Raw genomic sequence first — 24,978 nt, 5'->3', positions numbered from 1 at the left:
TCCACGCGCCAGTTCGGGGTGTCCCAAGTATTGGTCGTCGCCCAGGCGGGCTCACGGTGTTGAAATGTCATGCCAGACCTCGCAAGGTTCGTGCGGGGGGCCGGATGCCCTGGATAGCGGCGATCATGTCCACGACCCCACCAGCGTGCCGAGCAGCGGCCGGATGCTGGCCACCACGTCGGCCACGGTCCGTTCTTCGTTCAGCGCGGGCAGCACCACCGACACGGTGCGCCCGGCCGCCGCTGATCCGCCGAAGTAGCGTGAGCGAATGCCGTTCGGTCCGCCGCTGCTGCTCAGCTCCCTGAACCCGCTCGCCGTCGCAGGCGGAGCGGACATCCCCGACGCCGTCACCATCGACGGCGCCACCCTCTCGCGCAGCGATCTGCTGGGCGCCGCCACTTCGGTGGCCGAACGCGTCGCGCGCGCGGAACGGGTGGCGGTGTTCGCCGAGCCGACCGTGGAAACCGTGCTCGCGGTGGTGGGCTGCCTGATCGCGGGCGTCACGGTGGTTCCGGTCCCCCCGGACTCCGGAACCGCGGAACGGGCGCACATCCTGGCCGATTCGGGCGCTCAGGCGTGGCTGGGGAAAGCGACGGAGGGCGCCGACCTACCCGTGGTGCCGGTGCGGCGGCACGCCAGGTCCTGGCACACCTATCCCGAACCCGACCCGGCCACCACGGCTTTCGTGCTGTACACCTCGGGAACCACCGGCCTGCCCAAAGGTGTGCTACTCAGTCGCGGCGCGATCGCCGCGGGTCTGGACGCCCTGGCCGAGGCATGGGCTTGGACCGCGAGTGACACGCTGGTGCACGGGCTTCCGTTGTTCCATGTGCACGGGCTGATCCTCGGCCTGCTCGGTCCGCTGCGCGTGGGCAGTCCGCTGATCCACACCGGCAAGCCGACGCCACAGGCATACGCGGCGGCCAAGGGTTCGCTGTACTTCGGCGTGCCCACCGTGTGGTCGCGGGTGGTCGACGACCCCGACGCGGCGAAGCAATTGGCCGACGCGCGGCTGCTGGTCTCCGGTAGCGCGCCGCTGCCGGTGCCGGTGTTCGAGCGACTGCGCGAGTTGACCGGGCACGCGCCGGTCGAGCGCTACGGCATGAGCGAAACCATGATCACGCTGTCCACCCGGGCCGATGGTGAGCGCAGACCGGGCTGGGTCGGATTGCCGGTGCGCGGTGTGCGCACCCGGATCCGGGACGAGTCCGGCGCTCCGGTACCGCACGACGGCGAGAGCATCGGGGGCTTGGAAGTGTCCGGACCGATGCTCTTCGACGGTTACCTGAATCGCCCGGAGGCGACCGCGCGGACCTGGACCGAGGACGGGTGGTTCCGGACCGGCGACGTCGCCGCCATCGACCCGGATGGCTTTCATCGCATCGTCGGCCGGGAATCGGTGGATCTGATCAAGTCCGGTGGTTACCGGGTCGGCGCGGGCGAGGTCGAGACGGTGCTGCTCGGTCACCCTGCGGTCGCGGAAGCCGCGGTGGTCGGCCTGCCCGACGACGATCTCGGCCAGCGCATCACCGCCTTCGTCGTGCTGCGCGGCGCCGCGACCGAGCGTGAGTTGATCGATCATGTGGCCGGAGAACTTTCGGTACACAAACGCCCGCGCGAGATCCGGGTGGTCGACGCGCTGCCGCGCAACGCCATGGGCAAGGTGCAGAAGAAGAAGCTGGGCTGACCGCGGGGATTGACCTCGAGTTAGGTAGAGGTTCTACGGTCGGCGCATGACTGCGACTCTGACCACCGAACACATCGACTACCTGCACACCCAGCGGCTGGGCCGGCTGGCCACCGTCCGGCCCGACGGCACCCCGCAGAACAACCCGGTCGGCTTCCGCTACAACGCCGACCTGGGCACCATCGACATCGCGGGCTGGAACATGGGCGACTCGTGGAAATTCCGCAACCTCGCCACCAACGACCACGTCGCCTTCGTCGTCGACGACGTCGCGTCGGTCCAACCGTGGCGCGTCCGCTGCCTCGAGATCCGCGGCACCGCCGAAGCACTCACCGACGTCGACCCGTACATCCCCGGCGTCTCCCGCGAAATGATCCGCATCCATCCCCAGCGAGTCATCGCCTTCGGGCTCTCGGAAGCGGCTTCGGCCTGATCCGAACTCCGTGAGTGGCACATGGTTGCGCGGAAGTGCGAGAAGGATTCTCCTCCATGGGCCGCTCGCGGAACGGTTCAGTCGTTGGCGTGGAGGTCGGCGTTGAGTTCGATGCCGGTGCCCTTGCGGGGGACTACTTCGACGGCGCCGGTGGTGGAGTTGCGGCGGAAGAGGAGGTTGTCGCGGCCTGCGAGTTCGGCGGCCTTGACCAGGGTGCCGTCGGGGGTGGTGACCTTCGTGCCCGCGGTGAGGTAGAGGCCGGCCTCCAGGACGCAGTCGTTGCCGAGGGGGATGCCGAGGCCGGAGTTCGCGCCGAGCAGGGACCGTTCGCCGATGGAGATGACTGTGGTGCCGCCGCCCGACAGGGTGCCCATGGTGGACGCGCCGCCGCCGATATCGGAGCCGTCGCCGACCACGACGCCCGCGGAGACGCGGCCCTCGATCATGGACGCGCCGAGGGTGCCCGCGTTGAAGTTCACGAAGCCCTCGTGCATGACGGTGGTGCCGGAGGCCAGGTGCGCGCCGAGGCGGACCCGGTCGGCGTCGCCGATGCGGACGCCAGAGGGCAGCACGTAGTCGACCATGCGCGGGAACTTGTCCACGCTGTACACCGTGACGGGGCCGCGGGCGCGCAGCTTGGCGCGAGTGGCCTCGAAGCCCTCTACGGCGGCGGGGCCGTGGTTGGTCCACACCACGTTGGTGAGCAGGCCGAACTGGCCGTCCAAGCTCACCTCGTGCGGCTTGACCAGGCGGTGCGAGAGCAGGTGCAGGCGCAGATAGACGTCGTGCGCGTCCACCGGGGCGGCGGACAGGTCGGCGATCGTGGTGTGCACCGCGATCACGTCGACTCCGCGGGCGTCGTCGAAGCCGAGCAGAGCCGCGTACTCCGCGGGCGCCTCGTCCAGCCGCTTGCTGCCGGTCTCGGCGAACTCGCCCAGCTGCGGGTTCGGGTACCACGTGTCCAGCACGGTCCCGTCCGCGGTCACGTTGGCGATACCGATTGCTGCTGCTCCCTGGATACTCACGGCCTAGAGGTTACCGACCCGCGACCGGCAATGGTGCGGCTGCTCCGGAGACCGCGATCACCGGGCTCGATACGCGTGCAACTCCGGGACCGGTCGGCCGAGTGCACCGGTCAGACCTGCCGTTGCCGCACGGTCAGCGGTTCACGACGACCACCGCGTCCACCGAGTGGTCCGCGCGGGCCCGCGCCACCTCACGCACCTTTCCCGCGCTGAAGAGCGTCCGGGCCGAGTGCGGCCGCGACCAACGACTGTTCCCGGACGAGGGGCGGCGCACCGACCGGTGCGGACTGGCGTGCGGGCGTGGCGGGTGAGCGGTCGTAGGGTGAAGCGCGTGACCATCGACCTGCATGCGGACCCGATCACACTGACCGCCGCCCTCGTCGACATCCCGAGCGTCTCGCGCGACGAGGCCGCCATCACCGACGCGGTGGAGCGGGCACTGCTGGAGCAGACGACGGGCTTCGAGATCCTCCGGCACGGGAACGTGGTGCTGGCACGCACCCACCGCGGGTTGCCGACCCGGGTGATCCTGGCCGGGCACTTGGACACCGTGCCGATCGCCGACAACGTGCCCGGCCGGTTCGCGGTGGGCCCGACGGGCGAACAGGTCTTCTACGGCTGCGGCTCGGTGGACATGAAATCCGGCGACGCGGTCTTCCTGCATCTGGCCGCCACCGTCGCCGACCCGGTGCACGACCTGACCCTGATCTTCTACGACGGCGAGGAGATCGCCGCCGAGTTCAACGGCCTCGGGCACATCGAGCGCGACCTGCCCGACTGGCTCAGCGGCGACCTCGCGGTGCTCGGCGAACCGTCCGGCGGCTGGATCGAGGCCGGTTGCCAGGGCACGCTGCGCGTGCGGCTGAGCACCTCGGGCGTGCGCGCGCACTCGGCGCGAGCATGGCTGGGCGACAACGCGATTCACCGCTTGGCCCCGGTCTTGCAGCGGCTCGCCGACTACCGCGCCCGGGAAGTGGATATCGACGGCTGCGTCTATCGCGAGGGACTGTCCGCGGTCCGGGTCACCGGCGGCGTGGCGGGCAACGTGGTGCCGGACGCCGCCGAACTGGACGTCAACTTCCGTTTCGCGCCCGACCGCACCGTCGACCAAGCCGTCGAGCACGTGCGCGAGGTCTTCGCCGGGCTGGAGTTGTCCTTCGAAGTGACCGACTCGGCGCCGGGCGCGCTGCCGGGGCTGACCGCTCCGGCGGCCAAGGACCTGATCGCGTCGGTACAGCGCCACGGCGGCGGCGGTGTGCGCGCGAAGTACGGCTGGACCGACGTCTCGCGTTTCGCGGCTCGCGGCATCCCCGCCGTCAACTTCGGCCCCGGCGATCCCAACCTCGCGCACAAGCGCGACGAGCACGTGCCGGTCGACCAGATCACCGCCGTAACCGCCATGCTGCGCAGCTACCTGAGCGGCACTGGGGACTGACCGGCTGCGCGCACACGAGTCTTGGGCCTTCCTGCCTTCGGCACAGCTCGCCGCACGCGCGATTCGCGCGGTGCCGTGCGCCCGGGCCGCCGAGATTGCGACTGCGTCTCGCCCCGCCCGCGTCCGGCTGAACGTCGGACGACTTCTCCCGTCCAGCCCGTGAGACGCTCTTGCCGGGCGGTAGCGTGGAACGCATGTCCACCGACGCCGCGGACCGTGAGGTCGCCAACCAGCCGAAGTCGACACCGAAGTTCCGCGGACCGATCATGTTCCGCCGCGACCGTGCCGACGGCGTCAGCACCGCCGACCGCAATTTGCTGGACAGGCGCGGCGACACGGACTGGGTGCACACCGATCCATGGCGCGTGCTGCGCATCCAGGCCGAGTTCGTCGAGGGCTTCGGCGCTCTCGCCGAGGTGCCCCGAGCGGTGACGGTCTTCGGTTCGGCGCGCACCTCCGCCGACCACCCGGAGTACCAGGCCGGACTTGCCATCGGCGCCGCGCTGGCGCGGGCGGGTTTCGCGGTGATCACCGGCGGCGGTCCCGGCGCGATGGAGGCGGCCAACCGAGGCGCCTGCGAGGCGGGCGGCTACTCCATCGGTCTCGGCATCGAGCTGCCGTTCGAGCAGAGCCTCAACGACTGGGTCGACCTGGGCATCAATTTCCGGTACTTCTTCGTCCGCAAGACGATGTTCGTGAAGTACTCGCAGGCGTTCATCTGCCTGCCCGGCGGCTTCGGCACGCTCGACGAGTTGTTCGAGGCGCTGACGCTCGTGCAGACCCACAAGATCACCCGGTTCCCGATCATCCTGTTCGGCACCAGGTATTGGTCCGGGCTGGTCGATTGGTTGCGCGATTCGCTGGGCGGGTCCGGCAAGATCTCTCCGGGCGACCTCGGACTGCTGCACGTGACCGACAGCGTCGAGGAGGTCGTGAACATCATTCAGGCGGCCGCGATAGCGGGCGGCGCCGAGGACGCGATCGGGACGGAGGATCAGTGGTGAGCGAGCGGCCTTTCGCCGTCTGTGTCTACTGTTCGGCGAGCACGACCGACCAGGACTATCTTTCGCTGGCCGCCCGGGTCGGCACCGAGATCGCCCGGCGCGGTTGGCAACTGGTGTCCGGCGGCGGTCACGTCTCGATGATGGGCGCGATCGCCACCGCGGCGCGCGCCGGCGGCGCGAACACCATCGGTGTGATCCCCAAGCACCTGGTGCACCGGGAGGTCGCCGACGTCGACGCCGACGAACTCGTCGTCACCGACACCATGCGCCAGCGCAAGCAGGTGATGGAGGACCGCGCCGACGCCTTCCTCACCCTGCCCGGCGGCATCGGCACACTCGAGGAGTTCTTCGAGACCTGGACCGGCGGCTACCTGGGACAGCACGAGAAACCCGTTGTTGTGCTGGATCCCAATGGATTCTTTCGCGGGCTGTTCTCCTGGCTGGACGAGTTGTACGAGCGGAAGTTCGTGCCCCAGACAGCGTTGTCCCGGATTACCGTGGTGACCGATCTCCCGTCCGCTTTCGCGGCATTGGAGGCGCGCCTACCCCCTGAGGAGAGCTGAAGACGTGAGCACCGATGCCCGCTCGACGGTGAGTTTGGTCGACCTCGCCCGGCATCTCCCCGCGATGGCCCTGGACGCGCCCGGCATGCTCCGCAACGCGTTGAACATGCTCGTGACGCCGGATTCCAAGTCGTCTGTCGGGCTGTATTTCCAGCGCAACGCCCACCGGCATCCGGACCGCTTGTTCCTGCGGTTCGAGGGCGCGAGCTACACCTACGGCGAGGCCAACGCGGAGGTGAACCGGTACGCGAGCGTGCTCGCGGGGCGCGGGGTGCGGCGCGGCGACGTGGTAGGCGTGCTGATGACCAACCGGCCGGAAACCCTGTTCGTCGTGCTGGCGACGGTCAAGCTCGGGGCCACCGTCGGATTGCTCAACCACCATCAGCGCGACCAGGTGCTGGCGCACAGCCTCGGCCTGCTCGACAGCGTGCTGAACGTGGTGGGGGCGGAGTGCGCCGAGGCGATCGACTCGCTGCCCGAACCGCCCACCAACGTGCTCGCGGCCGACGAACTCCGCGACGCGGCCCGCGACGCCGACGACGGCGACCCGCCGAGCTGTGCGGAGGTCACCGCGCGCGAGCGGGCGTTCCTCATCTTCACCTCCGGCACCACCGGGTTGCCGAAGGCCAGCGTCATGACCCATCTGCGCTGGACCAAGAGCATGGGCGGACTCGGTGGCCTGGGAATCCGCCTGCGCGCCAACGACACCCTGTACTGCTGCCTGCCGCTCTACCACAACAACGCGCTCACGGTCGCGTTGTCCGCGGTCCTGGCCGCGGGCGGCACGTTCGCCCTCGGCCGGAGTTTCTCCGCGTCCCGGTTCTGGGACGAGGTCATTCGCGAACAGGCCACGGCGTTCATCTACATCGGCGAACTGTGCCGCTACCTGATCAACCAGCCGGCCGAGCCGACCGACCGGCAGCACCTGATCCGGCTCGCCGTCGGCAACGGATTGCGTCCGGAATTGTGGGACGAGTTCAAGTCCCGGTTCGGCATCGAGCGCATCGTGGAGTTCTACGGTGCGAGCGAGGCGAACATCGCCTTCGTCAACGCATTCGGCGTGGACCGGACGGCGGGTTTCGGTCCGCTGCCGTATGCCGTCGTGGAGTACGACGAGGAGACCGGAAAGGCGAAGCGGGACAAGAACGGCCGCCTGCGCAGGGTCGGCGCCGGTGGCGTCGGCCTGCTGTTGGCCAAGGTCACCGACCGCTCCCCGTTCGACGGTTACACCGACAAGGCCGCCTCCGAGGCCAAGCTGGTGCGCGACGGCTTCGAATCCGGGGACGTCTGGTTCGACACCGGCGACTTGGTGCGCGACCAGGGGTGGCACCACATCGCGTTCGTGGACCGGCTCGGCGACACGTTCCGCTGGAAGGGGGAGAACGTGGCGACCACCGAAGTGGAGGGCGCGCTGAGCAAGGCGGAGTCGATCGAGCAGGCGGTGGTCTACGGCGTCGACATCCCCGGAACCGACGGCAAGGCGGGCATGGCCGCGGTGACGCTGCATCCGGGCGCGGAATTCGACGGTGCGGCGGTGGCGAAGCTGGCCTACGACCAGTTGCCGGGTTACGCCGTGCCGCTGTTCATTCGCATCGTGCACGAGCTGGAACAGACTTCGACGTTCAAGAGCCGCAAGGTGGACCTGCGTAAGCAGGGCTACGCCGACGATCCCGACAGCACGCTGTACGTGCTCGCGGGCCGCACCGAGGGATACATCCCCGCCTACGCCGATTACGCCGCCGACGTAGCCGCGGGCCGCGCCCCGAAGAGCTGACGGCCATCTCCGCAAAGAGCCTGGTGGCGGTGGTTCCCCCACCTCCGCCGCAGGACTGCGGGCTGATCTTGTGGCACTCGACTGGTACGGTCTGAGAATTAGGAGACCACTGGTTTCGCGAGCACACGGGTTACTCGTCGGGTCCGCCCATGCCCCGGCGACACGACCTGTCCGCGATCCCTGTCTCCTGATTTGTACGGCCTGATTCGCGGAGAGGCGGGAGAGCGACATGTTCAGCTCGACCGCGGCGCCGCTTCCCACGCTGTGCGGGCGGCCGGTGGCGACGGATCGGGCGCTCGTGATGGCGATCGTGAACCGCACCCCGGACTCGTTCTACGACCGCGGCGCCACGTTCACCGATGCGGCGGCCATGGATGCCGTGGCGCGCGCGGTGGACGAGGGCGCCGATCTCGTCGACATCGGCGGGGTGAAAGCCGGGCCGGGTGATTCGGTGGACGCGGCCGAGGAGACGCGCCGGGTGGTGCCGTTCGTCGCGGCCATTCGCGCGAAGTACCCGGAGCTACTGATCAGCGTCGACACCTGGCGCGCCGATGTTGCGCTGGCGGCGGTGGGCGAGGGGGCGGATCTGATCAACGACACCTGGGCCGGCGCCGACCCCGATCTCGTTCCGGTGGCCGCCGCGCACGGTGCGGGTGTGGTGTGCAGCCATACCGGTGGCGCGGTGCCGCGCACCAGGCCGCACCGCGTCCGCTACACCGACGTGGTGGAGGAGGTCACCGAAACGGTGGTGCGGGCCGCCGAGGAAGCGCTCGCCGCGGGAGTGCGCCGGGATTCGATCCTGATCGATCCGACGCATGATTTCGGCAAAAACACTTATCACGGTCTCGAACTGTTGCGCCGAGTCGACGTTCTTGTTAAAACCGGATGGCCAGTCTTGATGGCGCTGAGCAACAAGGATTTCATCGGGGAGACTCTAGGTGTCGGTCTTTCCGAACGGCTGGAGGGCACATTGGCGGCGACAGCGTGGTCGGCGGCGGCAGGCGCCAGAGTCTTTCGTGTCCACGAAGTCGCAGCGACCCGGCGGGTCGTGGACATGATCGCCGCTATCCAGGGCATCCGGCCCCCCGCGCGAACCTTGCGAGGTCTGGCATGACATTTCAACACCGTGAGCCCGCCTGGGCGACGACCAATACCTGGGACACCCCGAACTGGCGCGTGGACGAACTCGTCTCCGCGAAAGCCGGGCGCACCGTGTCGGTGGTGCTGCCCGCGCTGAACGAAGAACGGACCGTGGCCGACGTGGTGGCCAGCATCCGGCCGCTGCTCGGCACGCTGGTGGACGAGCTGATCGTGCTGGACTCCGGCTCGACCGACGCCACCGCGGAGCGGGCCCGCGCCGCGGGCGCCGAGGTGATCAGCCGCGAGCAGGCGGTTCCGGAGCTGGAGCCGGTTGCGGGCAAGGGCGAGGTGCTGTGGCGCTCGCTGGCGGTGACCAGCGGCGATCTGATCGCCTTCGTCGACTCCGACCTCATCGACCCGGATCCCGCCTTCGTGCCGAAGCTGCTCGGTCCGCTGCTCACGGTGGACGACATGCACCTGGCCAAAGCGTATTACCGCAGGCCGTTGCGGCAAGGCGGCGCGGTGGACGCGCACGGCGGCGGCCGCGTCACCGAACTGGTCGCCCGGCCCCTGCTGGCCGCGCTGCGACCGGAGCTGTCGCAGGTGTTGCAGCCGCTCGGCGGTGAGTACGCGGGCACCCGCGAACTGCTCACCTCGGTGCCGTTCGCCCCGGGCTACGGGGTGGAGATCGGGCTGTTGCTCGACACCTACGACCGGCTCGGCATGTCCGCGATCGGTCAGGTCAACCTGGGTGTGCGCACGCATCGCAACCGCCCGCTGGCCGACCTGGGGGTGATGAGCCGCCAGATCATCGGCACCGTGCTCGGTCGCAGCGGTATCCAGGACTCCGGCGCCGCACTGACCCAGTTCCCGCTGGTCGGCGACGAGTTCACCGCGCACCGCACCGAGGTCTCCCTGCTGGACCGCCCGCCGATGAACACCCTCCGGCCCGCCTGCGCCGCGGCCTGATCCGTTCTCGCGCCGCATGCGGATGTGGTCAGGCCCCTTCCGCATGCGGGTCGCGCATGTATCCCGCCTCGATCAGAGTCCGGAAGGCCGCGTACTTGTAGACGCACTCGGAGGGTTCACAGATCCGGTGCCGCTGCATGAGTTCGTGCGCCTCCGCCACCGTCAACGGCTCGACGGGTAGTCGCTGCGGCCTGCCGATCGGACAGACCGGGAGCGCGGGGACGGGCAGTTGTTCCGCGATCACGTGCTCGGTGACGCCGACCCGGCGCCGCCGGTTCGCCGGTCCGTGCAGCAACCCGACGGTGGCGAGCAGGCTCGCCGCGCCGACGAGCGAGCAGAGGACGGCGATCTGGGTGGCGGTCACGGCGCATTTCTCCTCTCGGTGGGGCGGGCCGGGGCAGAACGTGGCGGGGCCGAAGCGCAACGCACCGTCACCAACGTGCAGTTAATTTTCAGCAAATCAAGTGTGGGCCGAGTGAGCGCGTCGTGCAAGTGGGATTGGACGCGGCGCCGACCGGTATGTGCGGCTCTGTGGCCGGTTATTCCCGCCGACCGGCGGTCCAACCCGCCTGATCAGCGGTGGATGGGTCCCCTCGATGCGCTGCGTCGGGGAAGTGGAGTGCCGCCGCGCTCGGCCGGAACCTGGGCGACGAGGGAGATGGCCGTCTCGTCCGCGCGTCGAGTTCCCGTCGCTGTTCCGCACTTTTGCCCCGACGTCAGAACGACTGCCTCGGCGTATCCGACGACCTGTGGCCGTGGACGCGGGACCGGTCGACGCGGCTCCGAGCTCCCGGGGTCCGGCGCTGATCGTTCTACTACGTGTGCCGACGTGACCGACGCGTGCGACAGCAGGGTGAGCAATTACCCGAGTACCGCGCGCTTGGAGCCGGTGCTTCGCGCATGTGGTCCGGCCGCAGCGCGTTGAGCCCGAGAAATCGGTGAATTTCCGCTGTGCCGGTCGCTGGTTAACCGGAGGCTATTGGTTGCGGCGACGATGATCCGGCAGGAGTACCTGGTTCGCCTCGTCCTCGGGCGCCGAATCCGCGGCTGCGTCGCCGGGCTCGTCGGCATCGGCGCCGGATTGCTCGCGTTCCTCGCGCCCGGGATCGACCGACTCGGCGTCGGCGGTATCCGGCGAGCCGGATTCCGGTTCACCGTCCACCGGGCCGTCCGCCTCGGGTGACGGAGCCGACTGCTCCCGCGCGAGCCGGGCCTGGAGATCGGCGACGGTCACATGAGCCTTCGACCCGGTCGGCCGCAGCAGCACACTGATGATCAGGCCGACCAGGCCCACCGCCAGGACGGCCCCGCCGATCAGCAATAGCGGATTCACGATTTCCTCCTTGCCGGACGCCTCACGCGGCCGTTTCTCGGAGAGCGGTTATCGTCCAGCTATTCAATCATCCGCGTATGAACACACTCGGGAGAGGGGTGGTGACCTGGGACACATAATGTGCGGCTGCTTTCCTGAATCGACGGAGCCGCTGTGACCAGGTGATCAGCGGAGGCAGTGCTACCCGTTCGGCGGCTCGAGTCATTTCCGCTGCTGCACTGATTGCGCGCGTTCTGCGCTCGGTCATGATGACCAGATATTTGCTGAAACCCGTTGTGTCAGTATGTCCGACGCGCCGGGCAGCTCGGGGCGGATCCGCAGCGCCTTTGCCCAGTCGCGGATCAGCGGCGCAGACCCGTTGCGGGCGACCTGTTCTCGGGATCGTGGCGGTAGACCGGCGTGAGCAACTCGGCCTCCAGCGGTTCGCCGGTGGCGCGGTCGAAGCGACAGGCGATCAGCACGGAGAACAGGTGATTGCTCGCTCGTTCGTGCAGGGTGGCCAGCCGGGTGGCGAGCAGCCGGATCGCGCCGAGCGAGCCCGGCGGATGCATGCCATCGATCATCAGTACGCTGCCCCGCCCGTCGGGCCTGGGAAGCCTGCCCAGGTAGGCGATGTCGTGCGGTTCGGGTCCGCCCGGCCGGTAGACCCGCCGGGCCGCCCGGTCCTCGATGCCCCGGCGCGCGTCACCCATTCTGGCCACGGCGCGGCGCAATCGTGGGTCCGCGGCGACCAACTGACGCAAGCTCGGGGACAGTTCCGGCCCGCCCAACACGATCAAGCCGTCCCGCCGCAGATCGACCGGACGGCCCGGTAGGAAATGCTCGACCGCAACGCTGAAACCGAGTTCGCGTAGCAGCTCGGCCAATCGTTGCGGCGCCGCGGGATCCGGCGCGCCGATCACCCGCCCCGCACGCACCTCAGGGACGAGCACGGTGAGCGAGCCGTGCCCGAAGAACAGTCCTTCCGGCGCGGGTCCCTGCGTACTCACCTGGTGGATACGGGCTCGGGAAAGCCCGGCCGCCGCACCGATTCTGGCGAACGTCCAGCCTTCGGCGTGGAGCTCCCGGATCACGGCACGCCGAATCCTGGTCAGTTCGTTGATGGTCTGCTGGGCCGCCGCCACCCCGTCGGTGGCCGCCTTCAGTCGCTCGACCTTGTCCTCGATCGCGAACACGCGCGCCACGTCATCGGCCGACATGTGCGAAGTCTAGACAGCTGAACAGCTCAATGCGTCTAGTCTTCTTGACGTTCAGGTGGCGTCGGTGTCGATCGGAGGACGTTCGTTGCGCTCCAACGGCTTATCCAACTTGGGCATCGGATAGTCCGGCATCCCGCTGTTCGTGCTGTACAGGTCCTTGGGATCGGGCAGCGCGCTGTCGAAATCCCGGAACAGCGAATCATCGCCGTTGAGAAGATGTTTGGTCACCATCGCCCGCGGCGTCATACCGCGCAGTTGGTTCAGGTCGGCCAGCGGTTTACGCAGATCCTCGAACTCCGGCCCCAACTCCTCTTTCAGCTGGGACGTGGCGCCACTCGCGTAATCGCGCACCTGCCGCAGGCTGCGCGTGGTCCAGCGCACGGCACCGGGCAAGCGCTCCGGGCCGAGAATCACGAGGGCGGCGACGAGCAGGATGACCATCTCGCTCCAGCCGATGTTGCTGAACACGTAACCAGGCTACCTGGCGCTCCGACCAGCGGTTCAGTCGGATTCCAGGGTCACCGGCACGTCCACCTGCCTGCCATCTCGGATCAACTGCACGTTCACCGTCTCGCCGATCTTCCGGGACTGCACCGCGACGACCAGTTCGTCCGGACCTGTGACCTCGCGGTCGCCGACCTTGACGATCACGTCACCCTCGACGATCCCGGCCCGTGCGGCGGGGCCGCCCGGCGCGACATCGGCCACCGCCGCGCCGCTCATGACCTCGTTGGCAACCTGCTTGGTGCGCGCGCTCAGACCGATGGTCGGATGGTGCACGACGCCGTCGCGGATCAAGGTCTGCGCGACTTCGATCATCTTGTCGACCGGGATGGCGAAGCCGAGGCCGACCGAGCCGCCGGTCTCGCTGCGGATGGCGGTGTTGATGCCGATGACGCGGCCGTCCATATCCACCAGAGCGCCACCGGAGTTACCCGGGTTGATCGACGCGTCGGTCTGCACGGCGTCGATCACGGCCTTCGTGTCGCTGCCCTCGCCCTCCAGTTTCACCGGGCGGTGCAAGGCGCTGACGATGCCGGAGGTGACCGTCTTGCTCAGGCCGAGCGGCGATCCGATGGCCAGCACGTCGTCGCCGACCTGCACGTTGCCGGATTTGCCGAGCTGGGCGACGGTGAGATTCTTCACATCGACCTTCAGGACGGCCAGATCGGTCTTCGGGTCGCGGCCGACGATCTGGGCGGGCACCCTGGTGCCGTCGGAGAACTGCACCTGGATCGCGGATCGGTTGGTCTTGTCCTGGGCGGCCATCGAGACGACGTGGTTGTTGGTGACGACGTAGCCGCCGCCGTCGATCACCACGCCGGAGCCGGTCGCGCCGTTCTCACCGACGGTCACGCGGATGGAGACGACCGAGGGCAGCACGGCGTTGGCGACCTGTGCGATCAGGCCGTGCGGGCGGGTGCCGTCGCCGCCCTGTTCGAGGGCCACCTTGCGGGAGGTGAGCGTCGAGGCGGTTTCCGCGGTCAGGCGGCCGACCAGCCCGCCGAGCAGGCCGATGACGAGTGCGACGAGCGCGAGCATGGCCAGCGCCTTGGGCGCGACACGGGAGCCGAACAGCACTTCGCGGGCGCTGAGCTTCTCGGCCCGCGGCAGCGCCTGCGGTTTGGGTGTGGGCACCGCGGGGGCTCCGAGGCGCGCGACCGCCTCCGGGTCACGCCATGGATCGGCCGGTCCGGCGGCGGGAGCCTGGCCACCGGCCGCGTCGGGATCGCGCTGCAGGAGCTCGCTGGAGCCTTCTGGACGGCCGAAAGCCTCGGCCAGCACCGCGTCGGGCGGACGGTTCTGCAGTTCGGGACCGGATTGCGGCGCCGCGCCCGCCTTACGAAGTGGCAGCGGCTCGGCGAACGAACCGGACAGGCCGGACGGTCTGCGGAAGGCCCGCGCCGTGTGCGTGTCGACATGGGGCCGGTAGACCGGGCGCGGACCGAGCACGGGCGCGTCCGGTGGACGGAGATTCCCGCGGTTGGCCGCCGAATCCGAGGTGTCGGCCGATCCGGAATTCGTCGATTCGGTGGTCACTCGGGAAACTCTACTTGCGCCACCACGTGGTCCACCGGGTCGCGGTGAACGAATCGGTCAGAAACCCGAAAACCGCTTCGTTACGCCCGGACTGACCGGAGGTCGAGGAGGGCGTCCGACCACTGGACGCGCCGCCCGGCAACTCCGCGAGGGGAATCCTGGTCAGGCTGTCGTGCAGCCCGGTCGGAATCGCGACCTGGTCTGCATGCCGCAGTGCGATGCGCGCCTGTTGCTGGGCATCGACCTCGGCCGCGCATTCTGGACACAGCGAGAGGTGCTGAGCGGCACGCAGGTAGGCGTTCATCCGCAACTCACCGTCCACGTACGCCGCGATCGCCTCGCTCGCCAGATGCTCGGTGGGGCGAAAACGGGGCGGACGACGACCGGACGTGCTGAAGTCGCCACTCATTCGGTGCTCACCCTTCCAACCGACATCGACCGATGTTCGGGCGATACCGGCTTCCGACGAATCACCCTATGTTCGCGTCAGCGGCGAACCGCTGCTCACTTCCATTATGCGCAAGGTAGTCGCGCAGGGCTTGGCGTCCACGGTGGATCCGACTGCGCACAGTGCCCAGTTTCACGCCGAGCGTAGCGCCGATCTCCTCGTAGGACAGCCCCTCGATATCGCACAGGACCACGGCCGCGCGGAACTCCGGCGCGAGCGAATCCAGGGCCGATTGCAGGTCGGGATCCAGCCGGGCATCGTGGTAGGCCTGTTCCGGCCCCGGGCCCTCGGCGGGCACCCGGTCGTAGTCCTCGGGCAGCGCTTCCATCCTGATCCGGTTGCGGCGGCGCACCATGTCCAGGAACAGGTTGGTGGTGATGCGGTGCAGCCATCCCTCGAAGGTGCCCGGTTGGTAATTCGACAGCGAACGGAACACCCGGATGAACGTCTCCTGGGTGAGGTCCTCCGCGTCCTGTGCGTCGCCGGAGAGTCGGTAGGCCAGGCGATAGACCCGGTCCGCGTGCTCGCGGACGAGTTCGTCCCACGTGGGCATCGCCGTCCGGTCACCGGTGGCATCGAAGGCAGCAGTCCCGGTCAGCTCGACCGCGTCCTCGGCGGACTCGGCCTCGACCGGCAGGATCTGCTCGGGCAGGGTGGCGTATTCGCGCGCCGCATCGACCATGTGGATGGGGCTACCTCCTACTAGGGACCGCAAACGTCGGGAACTCGCTCGGGGCCGGGTCTACGGTCCGTCACGTACGGATACAACCGACAACCGGTATGTCGTTGTTCCCGCTCCCGTGTTAAGGCACGGTCGGTGGTCTTGCGTTGCCCATACTCTTTCTGGTCCTGATATGGCCGGGTTATGGAGATGCTGAGGGTCACCTGAGAAAACCGGCGGCGGAAATGGCGGGCGGCGCGTGTTGTCCGGAACGCCGAGATCACCCGCCCGGCGTTAGCCTCATACCCGTGGCATCGAATCTGGAGCGGAATCTCGCCTATGTGGAGGAATCCGTCGTGGAAGACGAAATCCTCGTCAGCGCGCGGGAACGGGCCGCCGAACTCGGCGCGATACCCGTGCCGCCCTCGGTGGGTGCGCTGCTGAGCATGTACGCGCAGTTGCTCGGTGCGCGCGCGGTGGTCGAGGTCGGCACCGGCGCGGGCATCAGCGGTCTGTGGCTGCTCGACGGCATGCGCGAGGACGGCACGCTCACCACCATCGATTGGGAGCCGGAACATCAGCGCGCGGCCAAGGAGGCGTTCCGCGCCGCCGACGTCCCGCCAGCGCGCACCCGCCTGATCAACGGGCGGGCGCTGGACGTGCTGCCCCGGCTGGCCGACGGCGCCTACGACCTGGTCTTCATCGACGCCGCGCCGCTGGAGCACCCGGAGTACGTCGCTCAGGCCGTGCGGCTGTTGCGCGACGGCGGCGCCATCCTGCTGCACAACGCGCTGCTGGGCGGGCGCGTACCCGATCCGGCGCAACGTGATCCGGCCACACAGGCGGTGCGCGCCGCCACCCGCGCCATCGCGGAGAATCCGGAACTCACCTGTGTGCTGATTCCGGTCGGCGACGGATTGCTCTGTGCCTCACGCGGTTAGCGATTCGCGCGGCAGTCTGATTCCACCCCGGAATCCGGGGTATGCGCTGAGAAAGAACTCAGTGAGGAAAACAGTTATGCGTGAACTAACACCCCTCGAAGTAGCGGCTATGGGGGAAGTCGTGACCGAACGGCGCACGAGTTGGTTGCGGCCGACGATGATGGCCCTGCTGCTCGTGATTCTGGGAGCGGTGCTGGTGATGGTGGTGGTGAGCAACACCGATTTCGACACCGGCCCGGCGAAAACCACGCCGACGCCCGGTCCCTGTGAGCCGTTCTGCACCCAGAACGTCGCCCCGCCGGCCCCGTAATCCCGCCGCCGTCGCCCGCGCGCGTAATCCGGCCGAATAGGCCTGCTGCCGAAGCTTTTCCGGAATCCCTGGCCGCGGTGCCGTTTCTCATCGCAACCGCACCACCCGGCGGCATGCGCGAAACAGCCACCGAACGAGCACGGTTCGGCGCATGATGCCGCGAAAGACCGAAGATCCCCGATACTGGTGGAAGTCATGTTCCGAGTGGATCCGGAGGCGGGTGCGGCATGGTGATGATGATGTTTCTCTGGGACGAAGACGAGCGTCGTCCGAAGCCGATTCACTGGGGCCGGACCATGATCGCTTTCGCCGCGGTGCTGTTGTTCGCCGTGCTGGTGGTCTATTTGGTGAGTACCGCCGATTTCGGTGGCGCCTCGAAATCCACCGTGCCACGCACCCCGGGTCCTTGCGCGCCGTTCTGCATCAATTCGCCCGCGCCCGAGCCGGGCGCGCCCTAGCCCAGTCCAGGCGGTACTACACCCAGACGCCCTTGCCGACCGTGACGACACCGCCGTTGCTCACGGCGAAGCGGCTGCGGTCGCGCGCCAGGTCCACCCCGATGATCTCGCCCTCGCCGACGACGACGTTCTTGTCCAGAATGGCGTGCCGCACCACCGCGCCGCGCCCGATCCGCACGCCGGGCATGAGCACGCACCCCTCGACGGTGGCGCCGTCGTCGACCATGACGTTGCCGCTGAGCACCGAATTGCGGACGGTGGCGGCCGACAGGATGCTGCCCGCGCCCACGATGCATTCCTGCGCCAGCCCGCCCTGGGCGAACTTGGCGGGAGGAAGGTTCTCGGCCGCCCCGCGGATCGGCCAGTGACGGTTGTAGAGATTGAACACCGGATGCACCGAGACCAGGTCCATGTGCGCGTCGTAGAACGCGTCGATGGTCCCGACATCGCGCCAGTAGCCGCGGTCGCGGTCGGTGGCGCCCGGCACGTCGTTGTCGGCGAAGTCGTAGACACCGGCCTGCCCCGCCGCGACGAGGGCCGGGATGATGTCGCCGCCCATGTCGTGGTCGGAGTCGGAGTTGTCCGCGTCCGCCCGGATCGAGTCCACCAGCACCTTGGTGGTGAAGACGTAGTTGCCCATGGACGCGAACGTGACGTTCGGGTCGTCCGGGGTGCCGGGCGGATGCGCGGGCTTCTCCAGGAACTGCGTGATGCGGCCGGACTCGTCGCTGTCGATGCAGCCGAACGCGCTCGCCTGGCTGCGCGGCACCCGGATGCCTGCCACGGTCACGCCGGCGCCGGAATCGATGTGATGGCGCACCATCTGCTCCGGGTCCATCCGGTAGACGTGATCGGCGCCGAAAACCGCGATGTATTCCGGGTCCTCGTCGTAGATCAGGTTCAGCGATTGCAGGATCGCGTCCGCGCTGCCGGTGTACCAGCGCGGTCCCAGCCGCTGCTGGGCGGGCACGGGGGTGATGTACTCGCCCGCGAAACCGGACAACCGCCAGGTCTGCGAGATGTGCCGGTCGAGCGAATGCGACTTGTACTGGGTGAGCACGCACAGCCGCAGAAAACCCGCGTTGACCAGATTGCTGAGTACGAAATCGATGAGACGGTAGGCGCCGCCGAACGGGACGGCGGGCTTGGCGCGGTCGGCCGTGAGTGGAAAGAGTCGCTTGCCCTCACCACCGGCGAGCACGATTCCGAGTACGTGCGGCTGGCTCCTCACACCTGCCAAACTACCGGGTGGAGCGCCCGTGAGTGGCCGCCGCGGACGCGAACGTTTAGTTTGGATCGGTGAGTTTCGGCACGAGTGGCGGAGGTTCGCCGGTGGATTCCGGCGAACGGGACCGGCTTCGCGTCGCGATGCTGACCCGCGAGTATCCGCCCGAGGTGTACGGCGGGGCCGGGGTGCACGTCACGCAGTTGACGGCGCATTTGCGTCAACTGTGCGAGGTGACCGTGCATTGCATGGGTGTCGACCGCGCCGATGCCGTGGTCCACCAACCGGATCCGTCGCTCTACGCCGCCAACGCCGCGCTGCAGATGATGTCCGCCCAGTTGCGGATGGCCGACGCGGTGGGCGATGTGGACGTGGTGCACTCGCATACCTGGTACAGCGGCTTGGCCGGTCATCTGGCCGCGGCCCTCTACGGCATCCCGCACGTGCTGACCGCCCATTCCTTGGAGCCGCGCAGGCCGTGGAAGGCCGAGCAACTCGGCGGCGGCTACCGGCTCTCGTCCTGGTCGGAGCGCAACGCCGTCGAGCACGCCGACGCCGTCATCGCGGTGAGCGAGGGCATGCGCCACGACGTGCTCGACGCCTACCCCGCGGTGGACCCGGACCGTGTGCACGTGGTGCACAACGGCATCGACGGGGCGGTCTGGCATCCCGGCCCCCCGGCGGGCGATGAGCCGTCGGTGCTCGCCGAACTCGGCGTGCGGGCCGACCTTCCCCTCGTCGCCTTCGTCGGCCGCATCACCCGCCAGAAGGGCGTCGGCCACCTGCTGGCCGCCGCCCGCGACTTCGACCCCGACATCCAGCTCGTCCTGTGCGCGGGTGCGCCGGACACGCCGGAGCTGGCGCAGGAGGTCGCCGCGGCGGTCCAGGAGCTGCGACAGCGGCGCGGTGGGGTGTTCTGGGTGCGCGAGATGCTGCCGACCGAGCGGATCCGGCAGATTCTCGCCGCGGCGGCCCTGTTCGTGTGCCCGTCGGTGTACGAGCCGCTGGGCATCGTCAACCTGGAGGCGATGGCCTGCGCGACCGCGGTGGTCGCCTCCGACGTGGGCGGCATCCCCGAGGTGGTCGACGACCGCAACGGCCGACTGGTGCACTACGACGCGGGCGCCGCCGAGGACTACGAGCACGGACTCGCCGCCGCCGTGAACGAAGTGGCCGGCGATCCGGAGCTGTCCGCCCGGCTGGGCGCCGCGGGGCGCGAGCGCGCGATCTCCGAATTCGACTGGTCACGCATCGCGGCGCGCACGGTCGCGGTCTACGACGAGGTCAGGAAAGGCTGAGCCGGGCGTTCAGGCCGCCCGGCGGTAGGTGCCGACGACGACCGACGCGGTGACCTCGACGGTCTCCGGCAGCCGCGCGAGACGCTCCGCTCCCGCGGCCGCGTGATGCGCGGACGGACCCATGCCGACCACATGTTCGACATCGGTTCTGGCGAGCGTCATCGGATACTCGATCAATGTCCGGTCCACGGGTTCGAGATGTCCCGTCATCGCGGCGTCGAGCCTGCTGTTCTTGTCGGGGTCGACCCGCACCATGTCCAGCGGCTCGATCAGTTCGCCCAAATGGCGCTCGGTGGGTGTGGCGACCACGAAGCGACCGTCCTCGGTGAGCACCCTGGCGATCTCGCCGGGGTTGCGCGGAGCGAAGACGGAGAGCACGCAGGCCAGCGCGCCGTCGCGGACCGGCAACCCGCGCCACGCGTCGGCCAGCACCGCCGCGGCGCGCGGGTGCGCGCGGGCGCACCGCCGGACGGCGGGTTTGGCCACGTCCAGCCCGATGCCGACAGCCGGGGGAGCGGCGTCGAGTGCCCGGGCGAGGTAGTAGCCGGTGCCCGCACCGACCTCCAGCACCGGACCGTCCATCCGGCGCGCCGTGGCGGCGCGCGCCACAGCGTCCGCGATCGGCCCGAAGTGGCCCTCGCTCTGGAAGGCGGCGCGGGCGTCGAGCATGGCCGCGGTGTCCCCGGTCATCTTGGTCGACGCACCGGTCAGCAGGCTGACGTAACCCTGCCTGGCGACGTCGAAACTGTGGCCGCGACCGCAGCGCAGTGCTCGATCCCGCGGTTCGAGCGCGAGCGACGCGGCGTCCCGGTGCGCCCGCAGGCATTCCGGGCAGGCCAAGACGTCGGCCGCGTCGGCGAGGGCCGAGTGCTCAGCCGGGGCCACTCAGCTCGTGACGCTCTTCAGTTCGTCACCGAGCGCCGCTGCTTCGTCCGGCGTGAGCTCGACGACCAAACGCCCGCCACCCTCGAGTGGAACCCGCATTACGATTCCACGCCCTTCTTTGGTTGCCTCGAGGGGACCGTCCCCGGTACGGGGCTTCATGGCCGCCATCCTCTGCTCCCTCCAGATCTGCGCGGTCCTTGCGCACTTTCTTGGAACTCCAGTTGTCACCAACCAGCGAGCTCGCCGGCGTTTGGCGAGCTACACCCGTCCCATTCTTCCCTATCGCCGATAGGGACGGATAGCTGAGTTCAAAAAGTGACCGGTCGGCCCGTCTCGGGCCGGGCGCTGCCCACCCAGCAGTCGGCCACATGATCATCGACCATTCCGGTCGCCTGCATCAGGGCGTACGCCGTGGTCGGTCCGACGAACCGGAATCCACGCCGTTTCAATTCTTTTGCCATAGCGGTGGATTCGGGCGTGGTGGCGGGCACCTCTGCGCCGGAGCGGGGGCGCGGGCGCGGCAGCGGGGCGAACGACCAGAGCAACTCGTCCAAGCCGACGTCGAGGTCACGCGCGACGCGTGCGTTGGCGATGGCCGCGTCGATCTTGAGGCGGTTGCGGACGATGCCCGCGTCGGCCATCAGCCGGGCGACGTCGTCGTCACCGAACTCCGCGACTCGCGCGATCGAGAAATCGGCGAACGCCGCGCGGAAGGCCGGGCGTTTGCGCAGGATGGTCAGCCAGGACAACCCGGATTGGAACGCCTCCAAGCAGAGCCGCTCGAACAAGGCGTCGTCGCCGTGCAGGGGCTTGCCCCACTCGTAGTCGTGATAGTCCCGGTAGAGCTGGGAATCCAGCGGCCACGCGCAGCGGATCAGTCCGTCGTCGGCGAGGGCGCTCATTTCGACTCCGGCGCGATCGGCGTCTGCCATCGCGCGGCCTGCGCCTCGGCCAGCTGGTGCTGGAGTTCATCGATCCGGGCGGCCAGCCGGGCCAGCGCCCAATCCACCTCTCCGGCTTTGTAGCCGCGCACCACCTGCTGGAATCGCAACGCGCGCACGTCCGCCCCGGTGATCCCTTCCACCGGCAGCACGGTGGCCGTCGTACCCTCCGGCAGCGGCCCGAGTTCCTCCGCACGCCCGAACACCGCACTGGCCAGTAGGAACAGCACCGCGGCGACCAAGCCGACGATCAGCACGTACAACAGCATGGTGAGCATGGGACCGAGCTTATTCGCGAGCACCGACAGGCGGGCTCAGGCGTGGCCCCCTACGAATGCCGGGTGGTGTCGATGCCGAGCGACATGCCCGCGAGGCCGCGGCGGCGGACGGCGAGCTTGTCGGCGACCTCCAGCAGGGCCTTGGCGGCCGGGTTGTCCGGATCGCGCAGCACGATCGGAGTGCCTTCGTCGCCCGCTTCGCGCAGCGCCTGTTCGATGGGGATCTGGCCGAGCAGCGGCACGGTCGCACCGACGGCGCGGGTGAGCCGGTCGGCGACGGCCTGCCCGCCGCCGGAGCCGTACAGGTCCATCCGGGTGCCGTCGGGCAGGTCCAGCCAGGACATGTTCTCCACCACGCCCGCGATGCGCTGCCGGGTCTGCAACGCGATCGCGCCCGCCCGCTCGGCCACCTCCGCGGCGGCGGGCTGCGGGGTGGTGACGACCAGGATCTCGGCGTTCGGGATCAGCTGTGCGATGGAGATCGCCACGTCGCCGGTGCCCGGCGGCAGATCCAGCAAAAGGATGTCGAGGTCGCCCCAGAACACGTCGGCGAGGAACTGCTGCAACGCCCGGTGCAGCATCGGGCCGCGCCAGACCACGGGGGTGTTTCCCTGGGTGAACTGCGCGATCGAGATCATCTTCACGTCGTGCGCGACCGGCGGCATGATCATCCGCTCCACCTGCGTCGGCCTGGCGTCGGTGCCGAGCATGCGCGGGATGGAATGACCGTAGATGTCCGCGTCCAGCACGCCGACCGACAGGCCACGCGCGGCCATGGCCGCGGCGAGGTTCACCGTCACGCTGGACTTGCCGACGCCGCCCTTTCCGGAGGCGACGGCGTAGACGCGGGTCAGCGAGCCGGGCTGGGCGAAGGGGATGACCGGATCGGCGGAGTCGCCGCGCAGCTGCTTGCGCAGTGCGGTGCGCTGCTCGTCGTCCATCACGTCGAGGTCGACGCTGACGGCGCCCACACCAGGCACGTCGGCGATGGCCTTGCTCACCCGCTGCGTGATCTCGGTGCGCAGGGGGCAGCCCGCCGTCGTCAGATAGATCTCCACGTGGACATCGCTATCGGCGCCGATGACGACGCTTTTCACCATGCCCAGCTCGGTGATCGGCTTGCGGATCTCCGGGTCGTCGACCTTCGCGAGGGCACCCCGCACATCCGATTCCGTAACCACTGGCATGGCCGAAATTTTAGGCGTGTCAAATTTTGGGCAGGTCTCCGGCCCGGGGTGCGACCCCCGTGCTGTAGGAGGTCTCCCATGCCATGACGTTCGCGACGTACGCCATGGAGTGGTTGTAGCGCAGGATCGCCTTGGACTGTTGTGCCAGGTCGCGCATGTTCAGGCCGCCGTCGCAGAGGTACCTCCCCGCCGTCAGCGCGGCGTCGAAGAGGTTCTGCGGATCGGCGATGCCGTCGCCGTTGCCGTCGGCCCCGTAGCGCTTCCAGGTGTCGGGCAGGAACTGCATCGGGCCGATCGCGCGGTCGTAGCCGTCCAAGCCGTCCAGCGCGCCGTCGTCGGAATCCCGGACGACGTGGTTGCCGTTGAGCGAACCGTCCAGCACGGGGCCGTAGACGGGGCTGAGCGGGTTGCCGTCGGCGTCGGCTTTGCCGCCGTACGCGTGGGTGGACTCGACCCGGCCGATACCGGCCAGCAGCGACCACGGCATGCCGCACACCGGGTTCTCGGCGGCCAGGACCCGTTCCGCGTTCTGATAGGCGGCGACGGCGATGCCGGGGACGCCCAGCGGCCCGGCCTGCATGGCGGCGGCCTGCCGACCACTGGGCAGCGCAACGGTTTTCACCACGGGCGTCGCTGTGGGCGCGGCCTTGGCCATTGCGTGAGCGAGGAATTCGGTCCCCGCGACGGGCTCGACCACCGATTGCGCGGCGCCCTGAACGTCCTGGCCTTCCGGCGTATGGACGGCGGTCGCGAGAGGCGCTGCCTCGCCTACCTCGGAGGCGGCCGTGACGGATACGAGCCCTGCGGGAACCAATCCGGTCAACGCGATGACGGAACTCCGTCGAACGGTGGCAGGCGGTTGTTTTCGATGACGCCCCACGGTGTGGTGACCCTCCCATGGCTCGCTGTGAGCCCGTTGTTATGGAACCAAGAGGAAGGGTACCGCATCCGAGATCTGTTTGTTACTGCTTCGTGATCTGATGTCAGGTTTGAATCACTGCTGGGGCGCGGGTGGCGCGGGAAGGGGAATGACGATGCCGAACGGCAGGGTGATTCCGGGCGGCGGCGTGGGTGTGGGTTCGGCGGCGGTCGCCGATTCGGGTTCCGGTGCGGGTGGTGTGGTGGTGGCGGGTTCGGATTCGGCGCGAGACTCGTTCTCGCGGGCGGGTAGGTCACCCGGGATGGGGGCAGGTTCGGCGGTGGCGAGCGTGGTGTCCGGCTGTCCGCATCCGGCGGCGAGCTGGTCCTGTGTGCCGGGTTGCCCTGCGGGGGCGGGTTGTCCCGCTGTGGCGGCCTCCGCGGGTTTGTCCGCCCCGGCGGGATCGGTGGAACCCGGGTTGCGCGGCTCGGCCGGTGCGGCGCCGTAAGGCTGCTGCGGTGCGAGCGGTACGCGGGCGGTCCCGGGTAGGTCCGGGAAGGGCATCGGAGCGGGAACCGATTGCCCGACACAGGGATTCACCGGCGCTGGAGGCGGGCAGAAGATCCCGCACGGGATCGGCGGCAGACCGGGAAGCGTGATCATCACCTGCGTCGGCTGCGGCCGCGGCCGGGGCGCTCGATACTGTCCGGCCGGATCGGTGGTCGGGGTGGTGGTGCGCACCGCGGTCATGTCCGTGCCCGGTCCCACCGGCGGCAACGACCCCGGCGCCACCAGATCCGGCGACACCCGCACCTGCGTCGGCGAACCACCCGACCGATACGCCCGAGCCCAGCTCAACACATTCGCCGCATACGCCATCGAGTTGTTGTACCGCAACACCGCCCGCAACTCCTGCGCCGGATCCCGCAGATCCAAACCCCCCGA

Annotated in this window: 28 protein-coding genes and 2 pseudogenes; 13 read left to right on the top strand and 17 right to left on the bottom strand. The window is 69.0% G+C overall.

The window, feature by feature from the left end:
* Window positions 1-138 precede the first annotated feature (138 nt).
* A pseudogene (locus ACWEO7_RS18595) lies at window positions 139-246 on the bottom strand (glucosyl-3-phosphoglycerate synthase); the annotation flags it as partial.
* Between the two features lie 22 nt (window positions 247-268).
* Between ACWEO7_RS18595 and ACWEO7_RS18590 the strand changes: the two are divergent.
* Both ACWEO7_RS18590 and ACWEO7_RS18585 read left to right on the top strand, forming a co-directional pair.
* Window positions 269-1,687 (top strand): acyl-CoA synthetase, encoded by a 1,419-nt coding sequence (locus tag ACWEO7_RS18590; protein ID WP_452424736.1) that lies wholly within the window; start codon window positions 269-271, stop codon window positions 1,685-1,687.
* Between the two features lie 46 nt (window positions 1,688-1,733).
* Window positions 1,734-2,120 (top strand): PPOX class F420-dependent oxidoreductase, encoded by a 387-nt coding sequence (locus ACWEO7_RS18585; protein ID WP_452424734.1) that lies wholly within the window; start codon window positions 1,734-1,736, stop codon window positions 2,118-2,120.
* 77 nt (window positions 2,121-2,197) lie between these two features.
* Here the strand turns inward: ACWEO7_RS18585 and dapD are convergent, their stop codons facing one another.
* A complete protein-coding gene (gene dapD, locus ACWEO7_RS18580; RefSeq protein WP_379255967.1) occupies window positions 2,198-3,145 on the bottom strand; it encodes a 2,3,4,5-tetrahydropyridine-2,6-dicarboxylate N-succinyltransferase in 948 nt (315 codons plus the stop codon).
* A gap of 101 nt (window positions 3,146-3,246) precedes the next feature.
* Here dapD and ACWEO7_RS18575 point away from each other — a divergent pair, with 101 nt between their 5' ends.
* The 7 genes from ACWEO7_RS18575 to ACWEO7_RS18545 all read left to right on the top strand — a co-directional run bounded on the left by ACWEO7_RS18575 (window position 3,247) and on the right by ACWEO7_RS18545 (window position 9,970).
* On the top strand, window positions 3,247-3,456 hold the full coding sequence (locus tag ACWEO7_RS18575; protein WP_452424732.1) for a hypothetical protein: 210 nt from the start codon (window positions 3,247-3,249) through the stop codon (window positions 3,454-3,456).
* Between the two features lie 20 nt (window positions 3,457-3,476).
* Window positions 3,477-4,580 carry a succinyl-diaminopimelate desuccinylase gene (gene dapE, locus ACWEO7_RS18570; RefSeq protein WP_452424730.1) on the top strand — a complete coding sequence of 368 codons (1,104 nt, stop codon included), beginning with the start codon at window positions 3,477-3,479 and terminating at the stop codon, window positions 4,578-4,580.
* Window positions 4,581-4,774: 194 nt separating this feature from the next.
* Complete coding sequence (locus ACWEO7_RS18565; protein ID WP_450022846.1) at window positions 4,775-5,584, top strand: LOG family protein; 810 nt, start codon at window positions 4,775-4,777, stop codon at window positions 5,582-5,584.
* Entirely contained in the window at window positions 5,578-6,147 is a 570-nt protein-coding gene (locus ACWEO7_RS18560; protein WP_452424728.1) for an LOG family protein, read from the top strand. The genes ACWEO7_RS18565 and ACWEO7_RS18560 overlap by 7 nt, the downstream gene beginning before the upstream one ends.
* Window positions 6,148-6,151: 4 nt before the next feature.
* Complete coding sequence (locus ACWEO7_RS18555; protein WP_452424726.1) at window positions 6,152-7,921, top strand: long-chain-acyl-CoA synthetase; 1,770 nt, start codon at window positions 6,152-6,154, stop codon at window positions 7,919-7,921.
* Window positions 7,922-8,150: 229 nt separating this feature from the next.
* Complete coding sequence (gene folP / locus ACWEO7_RS18550; protein WP_379255963.1) at window positions 8,151-9,035, top strand: dihydropteroate synthase; 885 nt, start codon at window positions 8,151-8,153, stop codon at window positions 9,033-9,035.
* Window positions 9,032-9,970: a glucosyl-3-phosphoglycerate synthase gene (locus ACWEO7_RS18545; protein ID WP_452424724.1), complete on the top strand. Its 939-nt coding sequence runs from the start codon at window positions 9,032-9,034 to the stop codon at window positions 9,968-9,970. Before folP ends, ACWEO7_RS18545 begins: the two co-directional genes overlap by 4 nt.
* A gap of 28 nt (window positions 9,971-9,998) precedes the next feature.
* Here the strand turns inward: ACWEO7_RS18545 and ACWEO7_RS18540 are convergent, their stop codons facing one another.
* The 7 genes from ACWEO7_RS18540 to sigE all read right to left on the bottom strand — a co-directional run bounded on the left by ACWEO7_RS18540 (window position 9,999) and on the right by sigE (window position 15,672).
* Entirely contained in the window at window positions 9,999-10,334 is a 336-nt protein-coding gene (locus ACWEO7_RS18540; protein ID WP_452424722.1) for a hypothetical protein, read from the bottom strand.
* Window positions 10,335-10,946: 612 nt separating this feature from the next.
* The gene (locus tag ACWEO7_RS18535; RefSeq protein WP_452424721.1) at window positions 10,947-11,303 is read right to left on the bottom strand and encodes a hypothetical protein; all 357 of its coding nucleotides are present in this window, start codon (window positions 11,301-11,303) and stop codon (window positions 10,947-10,949) included.
* 341 nt (window positions 11,304-11,644) lie between these two features.
* Window positions 11,645-12,502, bottom strand: a complete 858-nt coding sequence (locus tag ACWEO7_RS18530; protein WP_355080407.1) for a hypothetical protein — start codon at window positions 12,500-12,502, stop codon at window positions 11,645-11,647.
* 51 nt (window positions 12,503-12,553) lie between these two features.
* Complete coding sequence (gene tatB / locus ACWEO7_RS18525) at window positions 12,554-12,970, bottom strand: Sec-independent protein translocase protein TatB (protein ID WP_067804157.1); 417 nt, start codon at window positions 12,968-12,970, stop codon at window positions 12,554-12,556.
* 33 nt (window positions 12,971-13,003) lie between these two features.
* A complete protein-coding gene (locus ACWEO7_RS18520) occupies window positions 13,004-14,542 on the bottom strand; it encodes a S1C family serine protease (RefSeq protein ID WP_452424719.1) in 1,539 nt (512 codons plus the stop codon).
* A 10-nt stretch (window positions 14,543-14,552) separates the two neighbouring features.
* A complete protein-coding gene (locus ACWEO7_RS18515; RefSeq protein WP_452424717.1) occupies window positions 14,553-14,951 on the bottom strand; it encodes a hypothetical protein in 399 nt (132 codons plus the stop codon).
* 61 nt (window positions 14,952-15,012) lie between these two features.
* Complete coding sequence (sigE, locus tag ACWEO7_RS18510) at window positions 15,013-15,672, bottom strand: RNA polymerase sigma factor SigE (protein WP_452424716.1); 660 nt, start codon at window positions 15,670-15,672, stop codon at window positions 15,013-15,015.
* A gap of 287 nt (window positions 15,673-15,959) precedes the next feature.
* Between sigE and ACWEO7_RS18505 the strand changes: the two genes are divergently transcribed.
* From ACWEO7_RS18505 to ACWEO7_RS18495, 3 genes are all read left to right on the top strand, one after another.
* Window positions 15,960-16,592 carry an O-methyltransferase gene (locus ACWEO7_RS18505; RefSeq protein WP_452424715.1) on the top strand — a complete coding sequence of 211 codons (633 nt, stop codon included), beginning with the start codon at window positions 15,960-15,962 and terminating at the stop codon, window positions 16,590-16,592.
* 109 nt (window positions 16,593-16,701) lie between these two features.
* The gene (locus tag ACWEO7_RS18500) at window positions 16,702-16,902 is read left to right on the top strand and encodes a hypothetical protein (protein WP_355080416.1); all 201 of its coding nucleotides are present in this window, start codon (window positions 16,702-16,704) and stop codon (window positions 16,900-16,902) included.
* A gap of 227 nt (window positions 16,903-17,129) precedes the next feature.
* Window positions 17,130-17,360, top strand: a complete 231-nt coding sequence (locus tag ACWEO7_RS18495) for a hypothetical protein (RefSeq protein WP_356966614.1) — start codon at window positions 17,130-17,132, stop codon at window positions 17,358-17,360.
* A gap of 16 nt (window positions 17,361-17,376) precedes the next feature.
* On the opposite strand, the gene glgC is transcribed toward ACWEO7_RS18495, so the two are convergent.
* Window positions 17,377-18,591, bottom strand: a complete 1,215-nt coding sequence (gene glgC / locus ACWEO7_RS18490) for a glucose-1-phosphate adenylyltransferase (RefSeq protein WP_452424712.1) — start codon at window positions 18,589-18,591, stop codon at window positions 17,377-17,379.
* Window positions 18,592-18,728: 137 nt separating this feature from the next.
* On the opposite strand from glgC, the gene glgA reads away from it, so the two are divergent.
* Complete coding sequence (glgA, locus tag ACWEO7_RS18485; RefSeq protein WP_452424815.1) at window positions 18,729-19,883, top strand: glycogen synthase; 1,155 nt, start codon at window positions 18,729-18,731, stop codon at window positions 19,881-19,883.
* Between the two features lie 9 nt (window positions 19,884-19,892).
* Here glgA and ACWEO7_RS18480 read toward each other — a convergent pair whose 3' ends face one another.
* The 7 genes and pseudogenes from ACWEO7_RS18480 to ACWEO7_RS18450 all read right to left on the bottom strand — a co-directional run.
* A complete protein-coding gene (locus tag ACWEO7_RS18480; RefSeq protein WP_452424710.1) occupies window positions 19,893-20,768 on the bottom strand; it encodes a putative RNA methyltransferase in 876 nt (291 codons plus the stop codon).
* Window positions 20,769-20,936 (bottom strand): DUF3117 domain-containing protein, encoded by a 168-nt coding sequence (locus tag ACWEO7_RS18475; protein WP_011211259.1) that lies wholly within the window; start codon window positions 20,934-20,936, stop codon window positions 20,769-20,771. It abuts the gene before it with no gap.
* A gap of 140 nt (window positions 20,937-21,076) precedes the next feature.
* The gene (locus ACWEO7_RS18470; RefSeq protein WP_364435119.1) at window positions 21,077-21,670 is read right to left on the bottom strand and encodes a DNA-3-methyladenine glycosylase I; all 594 of its coding nucleotides are present in this window, start codon (window positions 21,668-21,670) and stop codon (window positions 21,077-21,079) included.
* Window positions 21,667-21,987: a DivIVA domain-containing protein gene (locus ACWEO7_RS18465; RefSeq protein WP_039800550.1), complete on the bottom strand. Its 321-nt coding sequence runs from the start codon at window positions 21,985-21,987 to the stop codon at window positions 21,667-21,669. Before ACWEO7_RS18465 ends, ACWEO7_RS18470 begins: the two co-directional genes overlap by 4 nt.
* A 50-nt stretch (window positions 21,988-22,037) precedes the next feature.
* The gene (locus ACWEO7_RS18460) at window positions 22,038-23,174 is read right to left on the bottom strand and encodes an Mrp/NBP35 family ATP-binding protein (protein WP_452424708.1); all 1,137 of its coding nucleotides are present in this window, start codon (window positions 23,172-23,174) and stop codon (window positions 22,038-22,040) included.
* 19 nt (window positions 23,175-23,193) lie between these two features.
* Window positions 23,194-24,054: a lytic transglycosylase domain-containing protein gene (locus ACWEO7_RS18455; RefSeq protein WP_452424706.1), complete on the bottom strand. Its 861-nt coding sequence runs from the start codon at window positions 24,052-24,054 to the stop codon at window positions 23,194-23,196.
* Between the two features lie 114 nt (window positions 24,055-24,168).
* A pseudogene (locus ACWEO7_RS18450) lies at window positions 24,169-24,978 on the bottom strand (lytic transglycosylase); the annotation flags it as partial.

It is taken from the genome of Nocardia sp. NPDC004260, assembly GCF_053603155.1.
Note: the sequence above shows the minus strand (reverse complement) of the source record. Positions and strands in the feature narration are given on the sequence as shown.